The organism is Leclercia sp. UBA1284 (assembly GCF_002308415.1).
Classification (GTDB): domain Bacteria; phylum Pseudomonadota; class Gammaproteobacteria; order Enterobacterales; family Enterobacteriaceae; genus Enterobacter; species Enterobacter pneumoniae.
In genome coordinates this window covers 2,317,831-2,340,698 of record NZ_DBUS01000006.1, presented here as the reverse complement: position 1 = coordinate 2,340,698, position 22,868 = coordinate 2,317,831, and the positions used below count along the sequence as shown (strand labels likewise).

The 22,868-nt window shown below is 56.5% G+C and carries 19 protein-coding genes; 15 read left to right on the top strand and 4 right to left on the bottom strand.

Annotation, left to right across the window (positions count from 1 at the left end; genetic code table 11):
• The 12 genes from pbpC (at position 1) to B3511_RS14385 (ending at position 14,745) form a co-directional block, all read left to right on the top strand.
• Positions 1 to 2,325, top strand: a complete 2,325-nt coding sequence (pbpC, locus tag B3511_RS14440) for a peptidoglycan glycosyltransferase PbpC (protein ID WP_286783301.1) — start codon at positions 1 to 3, stop codon at positions 2,323 to 2,325.
• A gap of 161 nt (positions 2,326 to 2,486) precedes the next feature.
• Entirely contained in the window at positions 2,487 to 2,918 is a 432-nt protein-coding gene (gene ndk / locus B3511_RS14435; protein WP_003860625.1) for a nucleoside-diphosphate kinase, read from the top strand.
• Positions 2,919 to 3,087: 169 nt separating this feature from the next.
• Positions 3,088 to 4,254 (top strand): bifunctional tRNA (adenosine(37)-C2)-methyltransferase TrmG/ribosomal RNA large subunit methyltransferase RlmN, encoded by a 1,167-nt coding sequence (locus B3511_RS14430; protein WP_040074516.1) that lies wholly within the window; start codon positions 3,088 to 3,090, stop codon positions 4,252 to 4,254.
• A gap of 292 nt (positions 4,255 to 4,546) precedes the next feature.
• On the top strand, positions 4,547 to 5,542 hold the full coding sequence (rodZ, locus tag B3511_RS14425) for a cytoskeleton protein RodZ (protein WP_286783300.1): 996 nt from the start codon (positions 4,547 to 4,549) through the stop codon (positions 5,540 to 5,542).
• 26 nt (positions 5,543 to 5,568) lie between these two features.
• A complete protein-coding gene (ispG, locus tag B3511_RS14420; RefSeq protein WP_286783299.1) occupies positions 5,569 to 6,687 on the top strand; it encodes a flavodoxin-dependent (E)-4-hydroxy-3-methylbut-2-enyl-diphosphate synthase in 1,119 nt (372 codons plus the stop codon).
• A gap of 92 nt (positions 6,688 to 6,779) precedes the next feature.
• Complete coding sequence (gene hisS / locus B3511_RS14415) at positions 6,780 to 8,054, top strand: histidine--tRNA ligase (RefSeq protein ID WP_040074520.1); 1,275 nt, start codon at positions 6,780 to 6,782, stop codon at positions 8,052 to 8,054.
• Between the two features lie 13 nt (positions 8,055 to 8,067).
• Positions 8,068 to 8,688, top strand: a complete 621-nt coding sequence (locus tag B3511_RS14410; RefSeq protein WP_040074522.1) for a YfgM family protein — start codon at positions 8,068 to 8,070, stop codon at positions 8,686 to 8,688.
• Between the two features lie 10 nt (positions 8,689 to 8,698).
• A complete protein-coding gene (gene bamB / locus B3511_RS14405; protein ID WP_040074524.1) occupies positions 8,699 to 9,877 on the top strand; it encodes an outer membrane protein assembly factor BamB in 1,179 nt (392 codons plus the stop codon).
• A gap of 110 nt (positions 9,878 to 9,987) precedes the next feature.
• The gene (gene der, locus B3511_RS14400; RefSeq protein ID WP_286783298.1) at positions 9,988 to 11,460 is read left to right on the top strand and encodes a ribosome biogenesis GTPase Der; all 1,473 of its coding nucleotides are present in this window, start codon (positions 9,988 to 9,990) and stop codon (positions 11,458 to 11,460) included.
• A gap of 310 nt (positions 11,461 to 11,770) precedes the next feature.
• Positions 11,771 to 13,324 (top strand): peptide MFS transporter, encoded by a 1,554-nt coding sequence (locus B3511_RS14395; RefSeq protein WP_212478463.1) that lies wholly within the window; start codon positions 11,771 to 11,773, stop codon positions 13,322 to 13,324.
• Positions 13,325 to 13,393: 69 nt separating this feature from the next.
• Positions 13,394 to 14,473: an oxidoreductase gene (locus B3511_RS14390; RefSeq protein WP_286783297.1), complete on the top strand. Its 1,080-nt coding sequence runs from the start codon at positions 13,394 to 13,396 to the stop codon at positions 14,471 to 14,473.
• A gap of 50 nt (positions 14,474 to 14,523) precedes the next feature.
• Entirely contained in the window at positions 14,524 to 14,745 is a 222-nt protein-coding gene (locus B3511_RS14385; protein WP_286783296.1) for a zinc ribbon domain-containing protein, read from the top strand.
• Here B3511_RS14385 and B3511_RS14380 read toward each other — a convergent pair.
• Together B3511_RS14380 and B3511_RS14375 are read right to left on the bottom strand one after the other, a co-directional pair.
• Positions 14,742 to 15,092 carry a protealysin inhibitor emfourin gene (locus B3511_RS14380; RefSeq protein WP_286783295.1) on the bottom strand — a complete coding sequence of 117 codons (351 nt, stop codon included), beginning with the start codon at positions 15,090 to 15,092 and terminating at the stop codon, positions 14,742 to 14,744. The genes B3511_RS14385 and B3511_RS14380 overlap by 4 nt on opposite strands.
• Complete coding sequence (locus B3511_RS14375) at positions 15,093 to 16,112, bottom strand: M4 family metallopeptidase (protein ID WP_286783294.1); 1,020 nt, start codon at positions 16,110 to 16,112, stop codon at positions 15,093 to 15,095.
• Between the two features lie 159 nt (positions 16,113 to 16,271).
• On the opposite strand from B3511_RS14375, the gene B3511_RS14370 reads away from it, so the two are divergent.
• On the top strand, positions 16,272 to 17,414 hold the full coding sequence (locus B3511_RS14370) for an MFS transporter (RefSeq protein ID WP_286783293.1): 1,143 nt from the start codon (positions 16,272 to 16,274) through the stop codon (positions 17,412 to 17,414).
• On the opposite strand, the gene xseA is transcribed toward B3511_RS14370, so the two are convergent.
• The gene (gene xseA / locus B3511_RS14365; RefSeq protein WP_286783292.1) at positions 17,411 to 18,787 is read right to left on the bottom strand and encodes an exodeoxyribonuclease VII large subunit; all 1,377 of its coding nucleotides are present in this window, start codon (positions 18,785 to 18,787) and stop codon (positions 17,411 to 17,413) included. The two genes, B3511_RS14370 and xseA, sit on opposite strands and share 4 nt — an antisense overlap.
• A 158-nt stretch (positions 18,788 to 18,945) precedes the next feature.
• On the opposite strand from xseA, the gene guaB reads away from it, so the two are divergent.
• Positions 18,946 to 20,412, top strand: coding sequence for an IMP dehydrogenase (guaB, locus tag B3511_RS14360; protein WP_286783291.1), 1,467 nt, complete (start codon positions 18,946 to 18,948; stop codon positions 20,410 to 20,412).
• A 63-nt stretch (positions 20,413 to 20,475) separates the two neighbouring features.
• Entirely contained in the window at positions 20,476 to 22,053 is a 1,578-nt protein-coding gene (guaA, locus tag B3511_RS14355) for a glutamine-hydrolyzing GMP synthase (RefSeq protein WP_040074536.1), read from the top strand.
• A gap of 60 nt (positions 22,054 to 22,113) precedes the next feature.
• Here guaA and B3511_RS14350 read toward each other — a convergent pair whose 3' ends face one another.
• Positions 22,114 to 22,863 carry an alpha/beta fold hydrolase gene (locus B3511_RS14350; protein ID WP_286783290.1) on the bottom strand — a complete coding sequence of 250 codons (750 nt, stop codon included), beginning with the start codon at positions 22,861 to 22,863 and terminating at the stop codon, positions 22,114 to 22,116.
• Positions 22,864 to 22,868 lie beyond the last annotated feature (5 nt).

Here is a 22,868-nt window from a genome sequence, read left to right as displayed (position 1 = left end):
GTGCCGGTTCTTTCACCATTGCGCTCCCGCTGGCTATGGCTGGCGGGAGCGATTCTGCTGCTATGGGGGCTGGTTGTTGCCGCCGATCGCCTGTGGCCGCTACCGTTAAAAGAGGTTAATCCCGCGCGGGTTGTTGTGGACGAACAGGGCACGCCGCTCTGGCGCTTTGCCGACAGTGAAGGGATCTGGCGCTATCCGGTCACAATAGAAGAGGTCTCTCCCCGCTATCTTGAAGCGCTGATCCAGTACGAAGATCGCTGGTTCTGGGATCATCCGGGCGTAAACCCCTTTTCCGTTCTGCGTGCCGCCTGGCAAGATCTCACCTCTGGCAGAGTGGTTTCCGGAGGGAGCACCCTGACCATGCAGGTCGCGCGCCTTCTCGATCCACATCCCCGCACCTTTGGCGGCAAAATTCGTCAACTCTGGCGCGCCCTGCAGCTGGAGTGGCACCTGTCAAAGCGCGATATCCTGACGCTCTACCTCAATCGCGCCCCCTTTGGCGGCACATTGCAGGGGGTAGGGGCTGCAAGCTGGGCCTACCTGGGCAAATCACCGGCACACCTCAGCTACTCCGAGGCGGCGTTGCTGGCAGTATTGCCGCAGGCGCCGAGCCGTCTGCGTCCTGACCGCTGGCCCGGGCGCGCCGAAGCGGCGCGCAACAAAGTGCTGGCGCGGATGGAAACCCAGGGGGTGTGGAGCGCGAAGCAGGTGCGGGAATCCCGTGAAGAGCCGGTGTGGCTTGCGCCGCGTCAGATGCCGCAGCTGGCGCCGCTGTTCTCGCGAATGATGCTGGGCAAAAGCCGCGACGATAAAATTGTCACCACGCTGGATGCCGCCTTGCAGCGCCAGCTTGAAGAGCTGGCAATGAACTGGAAAGGGCGCCTGCCACCGCGTAGCTCGCTGGCAATGATCGTTGTCGATCACGCCACGATGAAAGTGCGCGGCTGGGTGGGATCGGTAGACATTAACGATGACAGTCGCTTTAGCCATGTGGATATGGTGAGCGCAATCCGATCCCCGGGATCGGTGCTGAAGCCCTTCGTTTATGGCCTGGCGATGGACGACGGACTGATCCACCCGGCCTCGCTGCTACAGGACGTTCCTCGCCGCACCGGTGATTATCGGCCTGGCAATTTTGACAGCGGATTCCATGGCCCAATCAGTATGAGCGAGGCGCTGCTACGCTCGCTGAATCTCCCTGCGGTACAGGTGCTGGAAGCCTACGGACCGAAAAAATTTGCCGGGAAGCTGCGTAACGTCGGCTTACCGCTCATCTTGCCCGCCGGAGCCCAGCCCAATCTGGCGCTGATTCTGGGCGGGGCGGGGGCACGCCTGCAGGATATTGTCGCCGCCTACAGTGCTTTTGCCCGGCATGGAAATGCCGCGCGACTGCGTCTGTTACCCGGCGATCCGCTGGTTGAACGCCCGTTAATGACGCCGGGGGCGGCGTGGATCATTCGTCGAATACTGGCTAACCAGGCCCAGCCTTTGCCAGATAGCGCGTTGCCTCAGGTGGTGCCGCTGGCGGTTAAGACCGGCACCAGCTATGGCTATCGCGATGCCTGGGCTATCGGTGTTAATGCCCGCTATGTCATCGGCATCTGGACCGGTCGGCCGGACGGTACGCCGGTGGCGGGGCAGTTTGGCTATGCCAGCGCGGTACCGCTGCTTAACCAGGTGAATAATTTGCTGCTGTCGCACTCGGTAGTGGATGAAGCGCGACTCCCACGCGACCCGCGTCCTGCGTCTGTGGGGCACGGGGTCATCTGCTGGCCTGGAGGCCAGGCATTGCCTGATGGGGATGATAACTGCCGTCGACGTCTGGCAACCTGGCTGCTCGATGGCAGCCAGCCGCCTACGCTTTTACTGCCCGAGCAGGAGGGGATGCGAGGGATCCGCTTCCCGCTGTGGCTGGATAGCGCCGGTAAACGGGTCGCGGCAGATTGCCCGCAGGCGAGGCAGAAAACAGTCGACGTCTGGCCGCTGGCGCTGGAGCCGTGGCTGCCGGGAACAGAGCGGCGGGCGGAGCGTATTCCGCCGTCATCGACGCAGTGCCCGCCGTTGAGTCAGGACGACCCGGTGCCGTTAATTCTTTCCGGTATTCAGGAGGGGGCCGTTGTTAAGCGTCTTCCGGGCGAGCCGCTCGTGTCGCTGCCGCTACAGGTTAGCGGCAGTACGGGGCAGCGCTGGTGGTTTTTAAACGGTGAACCGCTCAATGCGCAAGGGCGGACCTATACCTTAAAACTGGAACAGGCCGGGGAGTATCAACTTCTGGTGATGGATGAAGCGGGGCAGGTGGCCACTGTGCACTTTACGCTACAGTAGGTAAACGGAGAAAAGGGGTCTCTGAACGTTTCTGTTGTTGAAACTCGTCTTATTTTAAAAAAATGTTACATCCATCCATAGGCAATGGCGCTATTGCTCATTATAATCCGCGCCAGGTCTAACGCTGTATGCAAACCACATAACAAATCACAGAGGTAATCATGGCTATTGAACGTACTTTTTCCATCATCAAACCAAACGCGGTGGCAAAAAACGTTATTGGCAGCATCTTTGCTCGCTTTGAATCTGCAGGGTTCAAAATCGTTGGCACCAAAATGCTGCATCTGACCGTAGAGCAGGCTCGCGGTTTCTACGCTGAGCATGAAGGTCGCCCATTCTTCGACGGCCTGGTAGAGTTCATGACCTCTGGCCCAATCGTTGTCTCTGTACTGGAAGGCGAAAACGCGGTTCAGCGTCACCGCGATCTGCTGGGTGCAACCAACCCGGACAACGCCCTGGCGGGTACGCTGCGCGCTGACTACGCAGACAGCTTCACCGAGAACGGCACCCACGGTTCCGACTCTGTTGAATCAGCAGCCCGTGAAATCGCTTTCTTCTTCGCAGAAGGCGAAGTGTGTCCACGTACCCGTTAATTTAACGGTTTCGTTTACACATTATTTTCGTAAATGCCACGTGCAAACGTGGCATCCCTGCGCCAGACTTTGTACAATGCAACGCCCCGGATGAGCACACTGCTTTCCGGGGCGTTTCTTTTCAACCCTCCACGGGCCATAACGTGTAACAACGAGGCCGGAAAAAATTATGTCTGAATTAGTGAACACCTCCGAAATCGCCACGCCTGCGGTTCCAAATAAAAATGGAAAAATTAACCTGCTGGATCTGAACCGTCAGCAGATGCGCGAGTTCTTTAAAGAGATGGGCGAGAAGCCATTTCGTGCCGATCAGGTCATGAAGTGGATGTACCACTATTGCAGCGACAACTTTGATGACATGACTGACATCAATAAAGTGCTGCGTAACAAGCTTAAAGAAGTGGCTGAGATTCGCGCGCCGGAAGTCGTAGAAGAGCAACGCTCTTCTGACGGCACCATTAAGTGGGCCATCGCCGTGGGCGATCAGCGTGTTGAAACGGTCTACATTCCGGAAGACGATCGTGCAACGCTGTGCGTCTCTTCACAGGTTGGCTGCGCGCTGGAGTGTAAATTCTGCTCTACGGCTCAGCAAGGCTTTAACCGCAACCTGCGCGTGTCCGAAATTATCGGCCAGGTCTGGCGTGCGGCGAAAATCGTCGGTGCGGCAAAAGTGACCGGTACCCGTCCGATTACGAACGTTGTGATGATGGGCATGGGCGAACCGCTGCTCAACCTGACGAACGTTGTGCCGGCTATGGAGATCATGCTCGACGACTTCGGCTTTGGTCTGTCTAAACGTCGCGTTACCCTCTCTACCTCAGGCGTTGTGCCTGCGCTGGATAAACTGGGTGACATGATCGACGTGGCGCTGGCTATCTCCCTGCACGCACCTAACGACGAAATTCGTGACGAAATTGTACCAATCAACAAAAAGTACAATATCGAAGCTTTCCTTGCCGGTGTACGCCGCTATCTGGAGAAGTCCAACGCTAACCAGGGCCGCGTGACCATTGAGTACGTGATGCTGGATCATGTGAACGACGGTACCGAGCATGCGCATGAGTTAGCCGAGCTGCTGAAAGATACGCCATGCAAGATCAACCTGATCCCATGGAACCCGTTCCCTGGCGCGCCGTATGGCCGTAGCTCTAACAGCCGCATCGACCGTTTCTCCAAAGTTCTGATGGAGTACGGTTTCACCACTATCGTGCGTAAAACTCGCGGTGATGATATCGATGCCGCCTGTGGTCAGCTGGCGGGTGACGTCATTGACCGTACCAAACGCACGCTGCGTAAACGCATGCAGGGCGAGTCGATTGCGGTCAAAGCCGTCTAATCCTTATGCCGTCACCGCGCAGGTTTTGCGCGGTGACGGCGTCTCACGCGCATAATCATTCCGTGTGCGAGTGAAGGGGAAATAATTACGGTGCGTTTCTGATGACTTTAGGGCAGTATGTAACGACGCAACAACAGTTTAGCCTCGCGGGCAGGCCTCTTCTGTCAACAAAAACCTGACAGTCCAGGACTGTCTTACTAAGGTTAACTGACCAGAAGTTTCGCGGTGCGGGTAGCATTGTGACTCACCGGCACCTGGATCCTTAATTTTCACGTACCAGTAGTTGTAGCGAATGAATACTGAAGCCACTCACGACCAAAATGCAGCACTTTCCACCGGCGTTCGTCTCCGCAACGCCCGTGAACAACTCGGACTTAGCCAGCAAGCCGTTGCAGAGCGCCTATGTCTGAAGGTTTCCACGGTTCGCGATATTGAAGAAGACAAGGCTCCGGCCGATCTCGCTTCAACGTTTCTGCGTGGTTATATCCGCTCTTATGCAAAACTGGTGCATATTCCCGAAGAAGAACTTCTGCCTATGATGGAAAAGCAGGCGCCGGTCAGAGCGGCTAAGGTCGCGCCGATGCAGACTTTTTCTTTAGGTAAACGCCGCAAAAAACGCGACGGCTGGTTGATGAGCTTTACCTGGCTGGTGCTGTTTGTGGTGATCGGTCTGACGGGTGCATGGTGGTGGCAGAACCACAAAGCGCAGCAGGAAGAGATCACCACCATGGCCGATCAATCTTCTATCGAGCTTAACAACTCCGGAAACAGCGGCGCGCAGAACGTTCCTCTGAACACCGAAAGCAGCACGCCTTCAGCCGATCCGCAGACAGCAGCAACCGCTGCGCCTGCGGCAACGCAGGCACAGACGCCAGCCGCCGATCAGCCTGCTCAGGCACCGGTGGATAACGCCGTGGTTTCTCCGTCTCAGGCGAACGTCGATTCTGGCGCCCCGGCTACCACGACGACGGATACCGCCCAGACTCTGCCATCCGATCCGGCAGGGGTGGCTACCCCCGCGGCTGACCCTAATGCACTGGTCATGAACTTCACCGCCGATTGCTGGCTGGAAGTGACCGATGCCACAGGCAAAAAACTCTTCAGCGGCCTGCAGCGTAAAGATGGCAGTTTAAATCTGGCAGGCCAGACACCGTACAAACTTAAAATCGGTGCACCATCAGCCGTACAGATTCAGTTCCAGGGTAAACCTGTCGATCTGAGCCGTTTTATCAGAACTAACCAGGTTGCGCGTCTGACCCTCGATGCCGAACAATCAGCAGCACAGTAACAGACAGGCGACGCGGGAGATTTTTCATGCATAACCAGGCCCCTATTCAGCGTAGAAAGTCCAAACGCATTTACGTTGGGAATGTGCCAATCGGCGATGGGGCACCTATCGCCGTTCAGTCCATGACGAACACACGCACCACGGATGTGGAAGCGACGGTTAATCAGATTAAAGCGTTAGAACGCGTAGGCGCCGATATTGTTCGCGTCTCCGTGCCAACCATGGATGCCGCTGAGGCGTTCAAACTTATCAAACAGCAGGTCAGCGTTCCGCTGGTTGCAGACATCCATTTTGACTACCGTATCGCCCTGAAAGTGGCGGAATACGGCGTGGACTGCCTGCGTATCAACCCGGGTAACATCGGTAGTGAAGAGCGTATTCGCACCGTCGTTGACTGCGCACGCGATAAAAACATTCCTATCCGTATCGGTGTGAACGCCGGTTCGCTGGAAAAAGATCTGCAGGAAAAGTATGGCGAGCCAACGCCGCAGGCTTTGCTCGAATCCGCTATGCGCCATGTGGATCACCTCGATCGTCTGAACTTCGATCAGTTTAAAGTCAGCGTGAAAGCGTCTGACGTCTTCCTTGCCGTAGAGTCCTATCGCCTGCTGGCAAAACAGATCGATCAGCCGCTGCACCTGGGGATCACCGAAGCCGGTGGACTGCGCAGCGGATCGGTGAAATCAGCCATTGGCCTGGGCCTGCTGCTCTCCGAAGGGATCGGCGACACGCTGCGCGTTTCACTGGCGGCGGATCCGGTCGAAGAGATCAAAGTCGGTTTCGATATCCTTAAATCGCTGCGCATCCGCTCGCGCGGGATCAACTTCATCGCCTGCCCAACCTGTTCACGTCAGGAGTTTGACGTTATCGGTACGGTTAATGCCCTGGAGCAGCGTCTGGAAGATATCATCACTCCAATGGACGTCTCTATCATTGGCTGCGTGGTAAATGGCCCGGGCGAAGCGCTGATCTCTACGCTGGGCGTAACCGGCGGTAACAAGAAAAGCGGTCTCTATGAAGATGGCGTTCGCAAAGATCGTCTGGATAATAACGACATGATTGATCAGCTGGAAGCCCGCATCCGTGCCAAAGCAACCATGCTAGATGAGTCGCAACGCATCAGCGTGCAACACGTCGAAAAATAACGAGATGGGAAGCGGTGCGCTTCCTGTGTATGATTGAACCCTTGGGTTAATGAATCTTTGGGTTCATTTTTGTATATAGAAAGAGAATAAACGTGGCAAAAAACATTCAAGCCATTCGCGGCATGAACGATTATCTGCCTGGCGAGACCGCCATCTGGCAGCGCATTGAAGGCACACTGAAACAGGTGCTCGGCAGCTACGGTTACAGCGAAATCCGTTTGCCGATTGTAGAGCAGACCCCGTTATTCAAGCGCGCAATCGGCGAAGTAACCGACGTGGTTGAAAAAGAGATGTATACCTTTGAAGACCGCAACGGCGATAGCCTGACGCTGCGTCCTGAAGGTACGGCGGGTTGTGTACGCGCCGGCATCGAACATGGTCTCCTGTACAATCAGGAGCAGCGCCTGTGGTATATCGGCCCGATGTTCCGCCACGAACGCCCTCAAAAAGGCCGCTATCGTCAGTTTAACCAGCTGGGTGTTGAAGTCTTTGGCCTGCAGGGGCCGGACATTGACGCCGAACTGATTATGTTGACCGCCCGCTGGTGGCGCGCACTCGGTATTGCTGAGCACGTTTCTCTGGAGCTGAACTCTATCGGCTCTCTGGAAGCGCGAGCCAACTACCGTGACGCGCTGGTCGCGTTCCTTGAACAGCATAAAGAGAAGCTGGACGATGATTGCAAACGCCGGATGTACAGCAACCCGCTGCGCGTACTGGACTCCAAAAACGCCGAGGTACAGGCGCTATTGAACGACGCGCCTGCGCTGGGTGATTATCTGGACGACGAGTCGCGTGAGCACTTCACCGGTCTGTGCAAATTACTGGAAGCGGCGGGCATTGCCTACACCGTGAACCAGCGCCTGGTGCGTGGTCTGGACTACTATAACCGTACCGTATTTGAGTGGGTAACCACCAGCCTGGGCTCGCAGGGTACAGTCTGCGCGGGCGGTCGTTACGATGGCCTGGTTGAGCAACTGGGTGGGCGTGCTGCGCCTGCAGTGGGCTTCGCCATGGGTCTTGAGCGACTTGTTTTGCTGGTTCAGGCAGTTAATCCGGAATTTAAAGCAGAATCCGTTGTCGATATATACCTGGTCGCCTCGGGTGCGGATACGCAACCTGCGGCAATGCAGCTGGCCGAACGCATTCGTGATGAATTGCCGGGCGTTAAGCTGATGACCAACCATGGTGGCGGCAACTTTAAAAAACAGTTTGCGCGTGCCGATAAGTGGGGCGCACAGGTGGCACTGGTACTGGGTGAGTCTGAAGTCGCTGCGGGTAACGTCGTGGTGAAAGACTTGCGCTCTGGTGAACAGATTACGGTAACGCAGGACGGCGTTGCGGCGCACTTGCGCTCTTTGACTTTCTAAGGAGAAGGACGGCGTGGAAATGTACGAAAACGAAAACGACCAGGTTGATGCCATCAAGCGCTTCTTTGCTGAAAACGGCAAGGCTCTGGCAGTTGGGGTTATTTTAGGTGTTGGCGCATTAATTGGCTGGCGTTACTGGACCAGTCATCAGGTGGATTCCGTGCGTGGCTCCTCGCTGCAGTATGAAAATACGGTCAGCGCGATCAAAGCCGACCAGCCGCAAACCCTGGCCGCCGCTGAGAAATTCGCCGCGGAGACAAAAAACACCTATGGTGCACTGGCGTCGCTGGAAGTTGCGCAGCAGTTCGTTGATAAAAACGACCTGGATAAAGCAGCGGCTCAGCTTCAGCAAGGTCTGGCTGCCGCCAGCGACGATAACCTGAAAGCGCTGATCAACTTGCGTCTGGCACGCGTTCAGGTTCAGCAGAAGAAAGCTGACGAAGCGCTGAAAACGCTCGACACCATTAAAGGTGAAGGTTTTGCCTCTATTGTTGCCGATCTGCGCGGTGAAGCACTGCTGAGCAAAGGCGATAAACAAGGCGCGCGCAGCGCATGGGAAGCGGGCGTAAAAAGCAACGCCTCGCCAGCGCTGAGCGAAATGATGCAGATGAAAATAAATAATTTGTCCGTCTGAGAGGGACCCGATGCAATTGCGTAAATTACTTCTGCCAGGACTGCTTTCCGTTACGTTATTGAGTGGCTGTTCACTGTTCAGTGGCGAAGAAGATGTTGTCACCATGTCTCCGCTGCCGACGGTGGAAAATCAATTCACCCCGTCTACTGCGTGGAGTACCTCCGTCGGTGACGGTATCGGTGATTTCTACTCCAACCTGCACCCGGCCTATGCGGACAGCGTCGTCTATGCGGCCGATCGTAAAGGCACCGTGAAAGCGGTCAACGCCGACGACGGAAAAGAGATTTGGTCGATCAATCTGGCAGAAAAAAGCGGCTGGTTCTCCCGTAACCCAGCGCTGCTCTCTGGCGGTTTAACCGTGTCCGGTGGACGCGTGTATGTGGCCAGTGAAAAAGCACAGGTCTACGCCCTGGACAGCGGCGATGGCTCAATCGTCTGGCAGAGTCGTGTTGCAGGCGAAGCGCTTTCTCGTCCGGTGGTGAGCGATGGTATGGTGCTGGTTCACACGGCGAATGGTCAGCTTCAGGCGCTTAACGAAGCCGATGGCGCGGTAAAATGGACCGTTAACCTGGATATGCCTGCGCTCTCTCTGCGCGGTGAATCCGCTCCTGCAACCGCCTTTGGCGCAGCCATCGTGGGCGGTGATAACGGTCGTGTGAACGCCGTGCTGATGCAGCAGGGCCAGTTGATTTGGCAACAGCGTATCTCGCAGGCGACCGGTCCAACTGAGATCGACCGTCTGAGCGACGTGGATACCACCCCGGTTATCGTCAACGGCGTCGTCTACGCGCTGGCGTACAACGGCAACCTGACCGCGCTGGATCTGCGTAGTGGCCAGATCATGTGGAAACGTGAGCTGGGTTCAGTGAATGATTTCATCGTTGATGGCGACCGTATCTACCTGGTTGACCAGAACGATCGTCTGCTGGCGCTGAGTACCGAAGGGGGCGTGACCCTGTGGACGCAAAGCGATCTGCTGCACCGTCTGCTGACCGCACCGGCGCTCTATAATGGCAGCCTGGTGGTGGGCGATAGCGAAGGCTATATGCACTGGATCGACCCGTCAAACGGCCGCTTTGTTGCTCAGGATAAAGTCGACAGCTCCGGCTTCCTGACGGAACCTGTCGTCGCTGACGGCAAACTGCTGATTCAGGCAAAAGACGGCACGCTGTACGCGATCACGCGTTAATCACAGCGGTTGTAGTATAATAAACGGCTCCTGTCTCTTCAGGGGCCGTTTTGACTTTTTTATCTACGCCGCAAAAGCGACGTAGTAATGCATTTTATGAGGCTTTAAACATGGTACCTGTGGTCGCGCTTGTCGGGCGCCCGAACGTTGGAAAATCCACTCTTTTTAACCGTTTAACACGCACCCGTGATGCGCTGGTTGCGGATTTCCCGGGGCTCACGCGTGACCGTAAGTACGGTCGTGCAGAAGTGGAAGGTCGTGAATTCATCTGTATTGATACCGGCGGTATCGACGGAACCGAAGACGGCGTTGAAACGCGTATGGCTGAGCAGTCTCTGATGGCTATCGAAGAAGCCGATGTCGTTCTTTTCCTGGTGGATGCCCGCGCGGGTCTGATGCCTGCGGATTCCGCTATTGCCAAGCACCTGCGTTCGCGTCAAAAGCCGACCTTCCTGGTGGCGAACAAGACCGACGGTATTGATGTCGACCAGGCGATGGCCGATTTCTGGTCTCTGGGGCTGGGCGATATTTATCCTATCGCGGCCTCCCATGGCCGTGGCGTAACCAGCCTGCTCGAAACCGCACTGCTGCCGTTCGTTGATGAAATCAGCCCGCCGGAAGAGATTGATGAAGACGCCGAATACTGGGCGCAGTTTGAAGAGCGTGAAGAGGGCGAAGAAGAGCCGGAAGACGACTTCAACCCGCAGGATCTGCCGATTAAACTGGCTATCGTGGGGCGTCCGAACGTAGGTAAGTCTACGCTTACTAACCGTATCCTCGGCGAAGACCGCGTGGTGGTTTACGATATGCCGGGCACCACCCGCGACAGTATCTATATTCCGATGCAGCGTGACGAGCGTGAATACGTTCTGATTGACACCGCAGGTGTGCGTAAGCGCGGCAAGATTACCGATGTGGTGGAAAAATTCTCGGTTATTAAGACCCTGCAAGCGATCGAAGATGCCAACGTAGTTATGCTGGTTATTGATGCCCGTGAAGGTATTTCCGATCAGGATCTCTCTCTGCTCGGCTTCATCCTGAATAGTGGGCGCTCACTGGTGATTGTGGTTAACAAGTGGGATGGCCTGAGCAATGAAGTGAGAGAGCAGGTGAAAGAGACCCTGGACTACCGTCTGGGCTTTATCGACTTTGCGCGCGTGCACTTCATCTCTGCTCTGCATGGCAGTGGGGTGGGTAATCTATTTGAATCCGTACGTGAAGCCTATGATAGCTCCACCCGCCGCGTAGGCACGGCGATGCTGACCCGCATCATGACCATGGCCGCTGAAGACCATCAGCCGCCGCTGGTGCGTGGCCGTCGCGTGAAGCTGAAATATGCGCACGCCGGTGGTTATAACCCACCGATTGTGGTGATTCACGGTAACCAGGTAAAAGACCTGCCGGATTCCTACAAACGTTATCTGATGAACTACTTCCGTAAGTCTCTGGACGTAATGGGCACGCCGATTCGTATCCAGTTCAAGGAAGGGGATAACCCGTTCGCCAATAAGCGCAATACCCTGACGCCAAACCAGATGCGTAAACGTAAGCGTTTAATCAAACACATCAAAAAGGGCAAATAACCGTTTCAGGTGACCTGTTGCTCAACAAGCCCGCTTTTAGCGGGCTTTTTACTTTTCACGCTCTTTCACCTTCCTGACGTTAGTGCGCTGATGTCAATCACAATTCTGCTTTTTCCAGCATAAAATCTACGAAAAGAGATACCTGTCGAATTTTCGTCTTAACGTTCCGCATCTGGCACTAGACAAAACCAGCGACTGGTTATCAAATGGTTAAATAAAATTTTCGGAGTGTATTGATCGACCTGACCCCTAACTGGCCGACCTTAATTCCGCGTTTATAAGCACAACGACACACCTCTTCGGGAGAACTATGCAATCCTCAGTTAATAATAAAGAAAGCCGGACCTTCTTCGGCCACCCGTATCCGCTTGGCTCGCTCTTTTTCACAGAGATGTGGGAACGTTTCTCGTTCTATGGCATTCGCCCGTTACTGATTCTGTTCATGGCGGCCACCGTTTATGACGGCGGCATGGGGCTGGCACGTGAAAATGCCTCGGCTATCGTCGGGATCTTCGCCGGTACCATGTATCTGGCGGCCCTGCCGGGTGGGTGGCTGGCCGACAACTGGCTCGGCCAGCAGAGAGCGGTATGGTACGGCTCCATTCTGATTGCGCTCGGCCACCTGTCGATTGCGCTGTCGGCGGTGATGGGGAACAATTTGTTCTTTATCGGCCTGATGTTCATTGTGCTGGGATCGGGTCTGTTCAAAACCTGTATCTCGGTGATGGTAGGGACCCTGTATAAAAAAGGCGATACGCGTCGTGATGGCGGCTTCTCGCTCTTTTATATGGGCATCAACATGGGGTCATTTATCGCGCCACTGATTTCCGGCTGGCTGATTAAATCTCATGGCTGGCACTGGGGCTTCGGCATCGGTGGTATCGGGATGCTGGTTGCCCTGGTGATCTTCCGTCTCTTCGCCGTGCCATCAATGAAACGCTATGACCGCGAAGTGGGACTCGACTCCACCTGGAACAGCCCGGTGGCGAAGAAAAATGGCGTCGGTGCCTGGCTGGTGGCGCTGGCGGTGGGCGTGGCGATTGTCGTTGCGCTGATTGCTCAGGGCGTGATTGTGATTAATCCGGTCGCGGTCGCCAGCGCGCTGGTCTACGTGATTGCCGCCTCGGTAGCGCTGTACTTCATCTGGCTGTTCGTCTTTGCCGGTCTCAATCGCAAAGAGCGTGCCCGCCTGCTGGTCTGCTTCATTCTGCTGATTTCGGCGGCCTTCTTCTGGTCTGCGTTTGAACAGAAACCTACCTCGTTCAACCTGTTCGCCAATGACTATACGAATCGTATGATCGGCGACTTTGAAATTCCGGCGGTATGGTTCCAGTCTATTAATGCTCTGTTCATTATTTTGCTGGCACCGGTCTTTAGCTGGGCGTGGCCGAAGATGGCGAGCATGAACATTCGTCCGGGCAGCATCACCAAATTTGTCATCGGTATTCTCTGCGCAGCGGCAGGTTTTGGCCTGATGATGCTGGCGGCACAGAACGTGCTGCAAAATGGTGGGGCAGGTGTATCGCCGTTCTGGCTGGTGGGCAGTATCCTGATGCTGACCCTGGGTGAGCTGTGTCTGAGTCCGATTGGCCTGGCAACCATGACGTTGCTAGCCCCAGAAAGAATGCGTGGCCAGATGATGGGCCTGTGGTTCTGTGCCAGTGCGCTGGGCAACCTGGCGGCGGGCCTGATTGGTGGCCACGTTAAGGCCGATCAGCTGGATATGCTGCCGGATCTCTTTGCACGCTGCTCCATTGCCCTGCTGATCTGTGCTGCCGTACTGATCGTCCTCATTGTTCCGGTCCGCCGCATGCTGGAAAATGCGCAGACGAAAAGTGAGGAAAAACCGGTAACCACCGCCTGATGGCAGGGTTATAACCAGACAAAACCGGCGCCTTGTACGCCGGTTTTTTTATATTGAGCGAGGCAGAATATGAATGTCGGCTTTATCGGCCTGGGGGCGGTGGTGGAAACGGCTTACCTCCCTGCGCTACGACAGATGGGGGCAAACTGTTACGGCTTTGACCTTCGCCTTGACCGCCAGCCTGAGGGGATCATTCGCTGTCCCATGCTGTCGACGCTCCTGGACTCCCCGCTGGAAACGCTATTTATTACCACCTCTTCGCTCCATCACCTTGAGGTACTCGAGCAGGCCCTGGCTTCCCCGATCCCCCGTATCGTGGTGGAAAAACCGATTATTGCGACCCTCGCTCAGGCCACCCGGTTAAACGGGCTGTTGAACGATCCCCGGGTCGCCCGCCGGGTACTGGCCCTCGATCACTGGATGGCGCGAACCGGTGCGCTGCAGCTGGCGCTGGGGCAACCGGATCCCCGCTGGCAGCCGCAGGGTGAAGTACGCTCCATGCGCGCCATTTCCGGCGTTGCAGATATCGTCAAAATAGAGGGCTTTTTGCTGGAACCCAGCGGTTTTAATGAGGCAGGGGAACCTGTCGCCCTTAACTTTGCTACTGGGGAGCCTGATCCACGTACGTTGCACCATCCGGACGGCGTAATTCTGGATATTGGCACCCACGTACTGGCAATGATGCGGGAAACGGTATGCTATCTCGGGGGAAATAACGACATGGCGTTGCAGGTGATCTCCGCCAGGGATCGGCTGGGGCGCGATATCGAGAGAGGCGATCTGCGCACGGCAGAAGGTGAAGCGCATTTAGAAGGGCATCTGAGCGGTATTCCGGTGGCTGTCTGGCTTAATAAATATGCCGGGCCTCAGGGCGGACAAAAAGGGCTGCGGCTGCATCTTCGCGATGGCCGCATTATCAGCCACGACAGGCGAGGCCAGCAGGATGTGCTAACGCTCACCGAAGGTGAACATGTCCAGCGCTGGGCGCGTACCGGTACGCTCTATGAACACTGCCTCGCAGAACAGATCCTTGGGGAGGCGAGCCTGTTTTCCCGCGCGCCGGATGAGGTGCGCCACATTACCCGACGGCGACTGGACGAAGTCACACTGCTCCTGAATTTACAGCAACGGCTACGTGGCCCCCACTGACCGCGCTGTGGTAAAATCAGTCCATGCTGAACCCCTTTTAAGGAGTCACAATGCCTGTTACCTGCCCGGATTGTCATGCAGAATTAACCCCGCAAAATGGCCTGGCGCACTGCGCGGCCTGTAACAAAGAGATTGTGCTGCAAGCCCTTTGCCCGGAGTGCCATCAGCCTTTGCAGGTCTTAAAAGCTTGCGGCGCAGTGGATTATTTTTGCCAGAATGGCCACGGTCTGATCTCGAAAAAGCGCGTGGAGTTTGTTCTGCCAGAGGCTTAATCGCAGACGCAACCTTCGCCTTTCAACCACAAATCCACCAGCGACGGCGGCGCTTCCTGTTCGGGTACCAGCAAGATGACATCCGTATATTGCGCCTGATTGTGCCGGGTCCAGACGATCTGAATACGAAAGTAGCGCTGATCGCCCTGGCCTGGCGACGCAGGCTTGCCGGGCGGTTGGCCCAGCTCCAGCGCCTGGTCCAGAATCTCTACCACTTTTTGGCGCTGTTGCGCATTCAATGAAGAGAGCGCGATTCTGCGCAGGCCGCTTAACTTTGGAATAAAGGCGACGCCGCCTTCACGCGCCAGTTCAACGACAGCGTCTTCAGTCAATTCCGGAATCTGCATTTACAGCACTCCTGTAGTTTTCCAGGCCGCCTCGATTGCTGCTGCCACTGCGCTGCCGGACCGTTTGCCCCCGTGGTTGATTGTCAATCGGGCGAAAGTTGCGAAATCGGCATCCTGCGGGAGGGCCCGGTCGCAAACCGTATCATACCAGGCATATCCGGCCTGCTCCCACGCATAGCCCCCCAGCGCGGTCGCGGCGAGATAGAATGCGCGATTAGGTATCCCGGAGTTAATATGCACGCCCCCGTTATCCTCACGGGTTTTCAGGAAATCATTCATATGGCCCGGCTGCGGATCTTTACCCAGCAGAGGGTCGTCATAGGCGCTACCGGGCTCCTTCATGGAGCGTAGCCCTTTCCCGTTAATTCCGGATGCCAGCAACCCTTCACCAATAAGCCAGTCGGCTTCCTGGGCGGTCTGTTTAAGATGGTATTGCTTAACCAGCGAGCCAAAGACATCTGAAAGCGATTCGTTCAGCGCGCCGGATTGTTCGTAATAAATTAATCCCGCTTCGGTTTCGGTCACGCCGTGACTCAGTTCATGGGCCACCACGTCGATGGCGATGGTAAAGCGGTTAAATATTTCGCCGTCGCCGTCGCCGAACACCATCTGCTCGCCATTCCAGAAAGCATTTTGATATTCCCGACCATAATGTACGGTGCCGGTCAATATTAGCCCCTTACCATCCAGCGAATCGCGCTGATAGTTTTCCCAGAAAAAGTCATGCGTGACGCCGAGGTAATCATAGGCCTCATCCACCGCGATATCGCCGGTTGAGGGTTGTCCTTCATAGCGAATCTGCGTTCCTGGTAGCTCCTGCAGATTCCGGGCATCGTAGATATCACGCTCCAGCTGACCGGCATTGTTGACGTGCGGGGCGGCGGGTTTGCCGGGCATATGGGCCATTAAGGTCTGCACGTGGGTTAATGTCTGGCGAGCACACTGCTGCTGTAATTCAGAGCCGCGATCGATGATGCGGCGCAAGATGTAGGGGGGAATAACGCTATAAGGCTGGGTCATGCTGCTCTCCTGTTTTCTGGCAATGCCGAAAAAAGAACCAGTGTAAGTGTAAGCCATCGACACGGGGATGGGCATAAGTCGGACAAATCGCGCAGCGTAAAACTGGCACTCTACTGGTTCAGGGATTAGGTTTTAGCGGGGTACATAACGAGGATCATAATGAAAAAAAGCATGGCTTTCGCCTTCAGCGGTTTTGTCTTGATCGCCGTGACCTATGGGATGGCAAGGTTTTCATGGGGCATTATGCTGCCCGATATAAAACAGGCCATCCCGCTCTCTGTGGAAACCGCCGGTCTGATTGCAGCCTGTAGCTACGCGGCATACTGCCTGTCGGTATTATTTGCGTCGTTGTTAACCAACCGATTCGGTGCCCGGTTCACGGCGTCGCTCGCGGCCATCACCGCGGCCGTCGGGCTGCTGATTCTGGCCGTTTCACCTTCGCCGCTCTGTCTGGCCATCGGGCTGTTTATTGCGGGAATGAGCTCAGGCCTGGCGTCCCCCTCGTTGGCCGGCGCGGTCAGCGCGGTAATACCGCCTGAGCGTAACACGCAAGTGAACACGGTCATCAATGCGGGTACCAGCGGAGGGATCATCCTCTCGGTACCGATACTGTTTTTTCTGCCGGGAGGATGGCGATTCGCCTGTGTCGCCTTTGCGCTGCTGGCTCTGCTCTGCCTGATCCCTGTCTGGCGCTTTCTCCCGGCGGGTAAAGCCCCCCAGGCTGCGGTGCAACAGGGGTGGCGGGCCCAGCTGGCTAAACCGGCGATGCTGCGATTATTACTGATCGCGTTTGTCAGCGGTATCGCCAGCGCGGCGTGGTGGAGTTTTGGTCCGGAGCTACTTCAACGTCATACCGGGCTGGAGAGCGGCACCACGAATATTCTCTGGCTGATCAGCGGGGGGGCGGGCATTGCGGCGGTATTAACCGGTAGCGTAGCTCAGCGCACAGGGATGCGGGTGGTCTACCGGGGATCGCAAGTTTTTATGGCGGTTTCGCTTATTCTGCTCGCCCTGATCCACGGCTTTAGCGGGTGGCTGATACCCGCCGTGGCATTGAACGGCGCGGGCTATGTGATCCTCTCCGGGGTGCTATTAGTTCAGGGGGCGGCGATTGCCGCCTCTGCACCCGCGATGGGGGTGAGTTTGGCCTTTTTAATGCTGGCGGTCGGGCAGATTGTCGGGGCGATTGTCTTCGGGCAGCTGTATGGAGCGATAGGCGCGGCTGGCGCGCTGATGACTTTTTCTGTCTTATCCTGGCTGATGCTTTGCGTCACGCCGGGGGGCGATACGCCTACAGATTAGCGCTGTTTTTTTCGGGCCCGCGGTTTTTTCGCGGCCGTCACGCCTTTCACTTCACTCTCGACCCAGCCGTCTGACAGGCGGGTCGTCAGCACATCGCCGGCTTTGACTTGTTTGGTCTGTTTAAGCACTTTGCCATCGGTCGCGGTGGTGACGCTATAACCGCGTGCCAGGGTAGAGAGGGGGCTGACCGCCTCCAGATGGGTAACCGCGTTGCCAAAGCGTTCGCGCGTGCTGCTGAGCCGCGCACGCAGGTTCTCGGCCAGCCGATACTCAAGCTGCTGAATGCGGGTTTGCGCACGGTAGATTTTCGGCTGCGGGTTTTGCTGGTTCAGGCGCTGGGCCACGCGTTGCTGACGCAAGGTCGCCCGTTTGAGCTGGCCCTCCAGCGCAACGTTCATGCGCTGGCGCAGACGTTCCAGCACGGTTTGCTGACGCGCAAGGCGCAGTTGAGGGTGCTGCTGGTGCAGGCGATGCTGGAGCTGGGTAAAGCGACGCGTACGTTCTGCGAGGAAGTAATCCATCGCCATCTCCAGGCGTTGCTGCCCGTTCTGAAGCTGTCGTAACAGCTCCAGCTGATTGCGGCTCACCACCTCGGCCGCGGCGGACGGCGTCGGGGCGCGTAAATCCGCCACGAAATCGGCGATGGTGACGTCTGTTTCATGACCGACAGCGCTGACCACCGGGATGGCGCTGGCAAAGATGGCCCGTGCTACGCGCTCGTCGTTAAAGCTCCACAGATCCTCCAGCGAACCGCCACCGCGCCCGACAATTAACACATCACACTCACGGCGCGCATTCGCCAGCTCAATGGCGCGCACGATCTGGCCTGGGGCATCATCCCCCTGAACCGCAGTGGGGTAGATGATGACGGGCAGGGAGGGATCGCGACGCTTCAGAACGTGGAGAATATCGTGCAAGGCCGCACCGGTTTTCGAGGTAACTACGCCAACGCAGTGAGCCGGAGCGGGCAGAGGTTGTTTATATTGCTGATCGAACAGCCCCTCTGCAGAGAGTTTCGCTTTTAGCTGTTCATATTTTTGCTGCAACAGCCCTTCGCCCGCAGGCTGCATGCTCTCGACGATGATTTGATAATCACCGCGTGGTTCATACAGTGTAATATTGGCGCGTACCAGAACCTGCTGGCCATGCTGAGGACGGAACGTGACGCGACGGTTGCTGTTGCGGAACATTGCACAGCGCACCTGAGCGGTGTCGTCTTTTAGCGTGAAGTACCAGTGGCCGGAAGAGGGCTGGGTAAAGTTAGAGATCTCACCGCTGATCCAGACTTGCCCCATTTCCTGCTCAAGCAGCAAACGCACCGTCTGGTTAAGGCGGCTGACAGTAAAAATTGAGGGGGATTGAGAGGATAACATGTGAGCGGGATCAAATTTTAAATCAGCAAGTTATTCAGTCGATAGTAACCTGCTGAGAGGCGATCGCAAGCTTTTTTCTAAAAAAGTGTAGATGCAATCGGTTACGCTCTGTATAATGCCACGGCAATATTTAACCACCCAGGTCAGAGATATTGCCCATGCTACGTATCGCTAAAGAAGCACTGACGTTTGACGACGTCCTCCTCGTTCCCGCTCACTCCACCGTTCTGCCGAATACTGCCGACCTCAGCACGCAGTTAACCAAAACCATTCGCCTGAACATTCCTATGCTCTCCGCGGCAATGGACACCGTGACTGAAGCGCGCCTGGCTATTGCCCTGGCTCAGGAAGGCGGCATTGGCTTTATTCATAAAAACATGTCTATCGAGCGTCAGGCAGAAGAAGTTCGCCGCGTGAAGAAACATGAATCTGGCATCGTTACCGACCCGCAATCTGTTCTGCCAACCACCACGCTGCACGAAGTTAAAGCGCTGACCGAGCGTAACGGCTTTGCAGGCTACCCGGTTGTCACCTCCGATAACGAACTGGTGGGTATTATCACTGGCCGCGACGTCCGCTTCGTCACCGACCTGAACCAGCCAGTTAGCGTTTATATGACTCCGAAAGAGCGTCTGGTTACTGTGCGTGAAGGTGAATCCCGCGAAGTGGTCTTTGCGAAGATGCACGAAAAACGCGTTGAGAAAGCGCTGGTGGTGGATGATAGCTTCCATCTACGCGGCATGATCACCGTAAAAGATTTCCAGAAAGCAGAACGTAAACCGAACGCCTGTAAAGACGAGCATGGACGTCTGCGCGTCGGTGCTGCGGTTGGCGCAGGTGCGGGCAACGAAGAGCGCGTTGATGCGCTGGTTGCCGCAGGCGTTGACGTGCTGCTGATTGACTCCTCTCATGGCCACTCCGAAGGCGTGCTGCAACGTATTCGTGAAACCCGTGCAAAATATCCTGATCTGCAGATTATTGGCGGTAACGTCGCGACTGGCGCAGGCGCTCGCGCCCTGGCGGAAGCCGGCTGCAGCGCGGTGAAAGTGGGTATCGGCCCAGGCTCCATCTGTACGACCCGTATCGTCACCGGCGTGGGCGTTCCACAAATCACTGCCGTCTCCGATGCCGTTGAAGCGCTGGAAGGCACGGGTATCCCGGTTATCGCTGATGGCGGTATCCGCTTCTCTGGCGACATCGCCAAAGCGATCGCGGCCGGTGCGGCAGCGGTAATGGTAGGCTCCATGCTGGCCGGTACCGAAGAGTCCCCGGGTGAAATCGAGCTGTTCCAGGGCCGTTCTTACAAATCCTACCGTGGGATGGGCTCTCTGGGCGCGATGTCTAAAGGCTCCTCTGACCGTTACTTCCAGACCGATAACGCGGCAGACAAACTGGTGCCGGAAGGTATCGAAGGCCGCGTAGCCTATAAAGGCTACCTGAAAGAGATCATTCACCAGCAGATGGGCGGCCTGCGCTCCTGTATGGGTCTGACCGGCTGTGGTACTATCGACCTGCTGCGTACTAAAGCGGAATTTGTGCGTATCAGCGGTGCGGGTATTCAGGAAAGTCACGTCCATGACGTGACCATCACCAAAGAGTCCCCGAACTACCGTATGGGCTCCTGATAAGTTTCCACGCCCGGCTATATGCCGGGCGATTTTGTTTCACTTGCCTCGGAATTAGCGTCAATGACGGAAAACATTCATAAACATCGCATTCTTATCCTCGATTTCGGTTCTCAGTACACGCAGCTGGTGGCACGTCGCGTTCGTGAGCTGGGCGTTTACTGTGAGCTGTGGGCATGGGATGTCACGGAAGCACAGATTCGCGAGTTCAACCCAAGCGGCATCATCTTGTCTGGCGGCCCGGAAAGCACCACCGAAGAGAACAGCCCACGCGCACCGCAGTATGTGTTTGAAGCGGGCGTGCCGGTCTTCGGCGTCTGCTACGGCATGCAGACCATGGCAATGCAGCTGGGCGGCCACGTAGAAGGCTCTACTGAACGTGAATTCGGCTATGCGCAGGTAGAAGTGGTGAGCGATAGCGCACTGGTGCGCGGTATCGAAGACTCCCTGACCGCAGACGGCAAACCGCTGCTGGACGTATGGATGAGCCACGGCGATAAAGTTACCGCTATCCCATCCGACTTCGTAACCGTGGCCAGCACCGAAAGCTGCCCGTTCGCGATCATGGCGAACGAAGAAAAACGCTTCTATGGCGTGCAGTTCCACCCGGAAGTGACTCACACCCGTCAGGGTATGCGCATGCTGGAGCGCTTCGTGCGTGACATCTGCCAGTGTGAAGCCCTCTGGACCCCGGCAAAAATCATCGACGACGCCGTGGAGCGCATCCGCCAGCAGGTTGGCGATGACAAAGTGATTCTTGGCCTCTCCGGCGGCGTGGACTCCTCCGTGACCGCGATGCTGCTGCACCGCGCTATCGGCAAAAATCTGACCTGCGTCTTCGTGGACAACGGTCTGCTGCGTCTCAACGAAGCCCAGCAGGTGCTGGATATGTTCGGCGACCACTTCGGTCTGAACATCGTTCACGTGGAAGGCGAGAAGCGCTTCCTGGACGCGCTGGCCGGTGAAAACGATCCGGAAGCGAAACGTAAAATCATCGGTCGCGTGTTTGTCGAAGTGTTCGACGAAGAGGCGCTGAAGCTGGAAGACGTGAAATGGCTGGCGCAGGGTACGATCTACCCTGACGTAATCGAGTCAGCGGCCTCTGCCACCGGTAAAGCACACGTCATCAAATCTCACCACAACGTGGGCGGCCTGCCGAAAGAGATGAAGATGGGCCTGGTTGAACCGCTGCGTGAGCTGTTTAAAGACGAAGTGCGTAAGATCGGCCTGGAGCTGGGTCTGCCGTACGATATGCTTTACCGTCACCCGTTCCCGGGGCCAGGTCTCGGGGTGCGCGTACTGGGAGAAGTGAAGAAAGAGTACTGCGACCTGCTGCGCCGTGCCGATGCGATCTTCATTGAAGAACTGCACAAAGCCGACCTGTATAACAAAGTGAGCCAGGCGTTCACCGTGTTTCTGCCGGTTCGCTCTGTAGGCGTAATGGGCGATGGCCGTAAATACGACTGGGTTGTCTCCCTGCGTGCGGTGGAAACCATCGACTTCATGACCGCACACTGGGCGCATCTGCCGTATGATTTCCTGGGGCGCGTCTCTAACCGTATCATCAATGAAGTGAACGGTATCTCCCGCGTAGTGTATGACATCAGCGGTAAGCCACCGGCGACGATCGAGTGGGAATAATCCCCGCCCGATAATCGCGTTTTATTGAAGCCCGCTACCCGCGGGCTTTTTATTGCCTGCTCATTGCGCCGCTTGCTCAATCGTCCGGGCAATCTCCTCCGGATGGCTCACCATCGAGACATGGCTTGCCGCCACTTCGGTGGTTTTGGCATGAATCGCCTTCGCCATGGCGCGCTCCAGATCCGGGTTGATCATCCGGTCATTCTTGCTGACCACATACCAGCTCGGTTTGTCGTGCCAGGCCGCATGGGTCACCTTTTCCGCAAAGGCATCTGCACGGATCGGGGCCTGAGTGGCGGTCAGCGCGTACTGCTCGCCCGCCTTAATGTCCGGCGCAAAATCCTCGCGTACCGATTTGCCCGGCAGGTAAAGATAACCGTCCGCGGTCTTAGCTATGCCTGCGCTGCCCGGTGGGGCAGGGTAGCTTCCGGCCAGATCCGCCGTCGACTGGCCCGAATCCGGGGCAAATGCCGCCACATAGACCAGCGCTTTTACCCGCGCATCGTTGCCCGCCTCGCTAATTACCGTCCCGCCCCAGGAGTGCCCCACCAGCACCACATCACCGTGCGCCCGGGCGATGGCGCGCTGAGTCGCGGCAACATCATCTTTTAACGAGGTGAGCGGCAGCTGAACGGCAATGACCTCGGTATGCTGGTTATGCAATTTATTGATCACAGAGTTCCAGCTACTGCCATCGGCAAAAGCACCATGCACCAACACCACGGTTTTATCGCTGCCCGCCAGCGCTACGCCGCTGGCGGCGGCCAGCAGCAGGCCTGCTGCTAGCGTATGCGTAAACAGTTTTTTCATCTTGA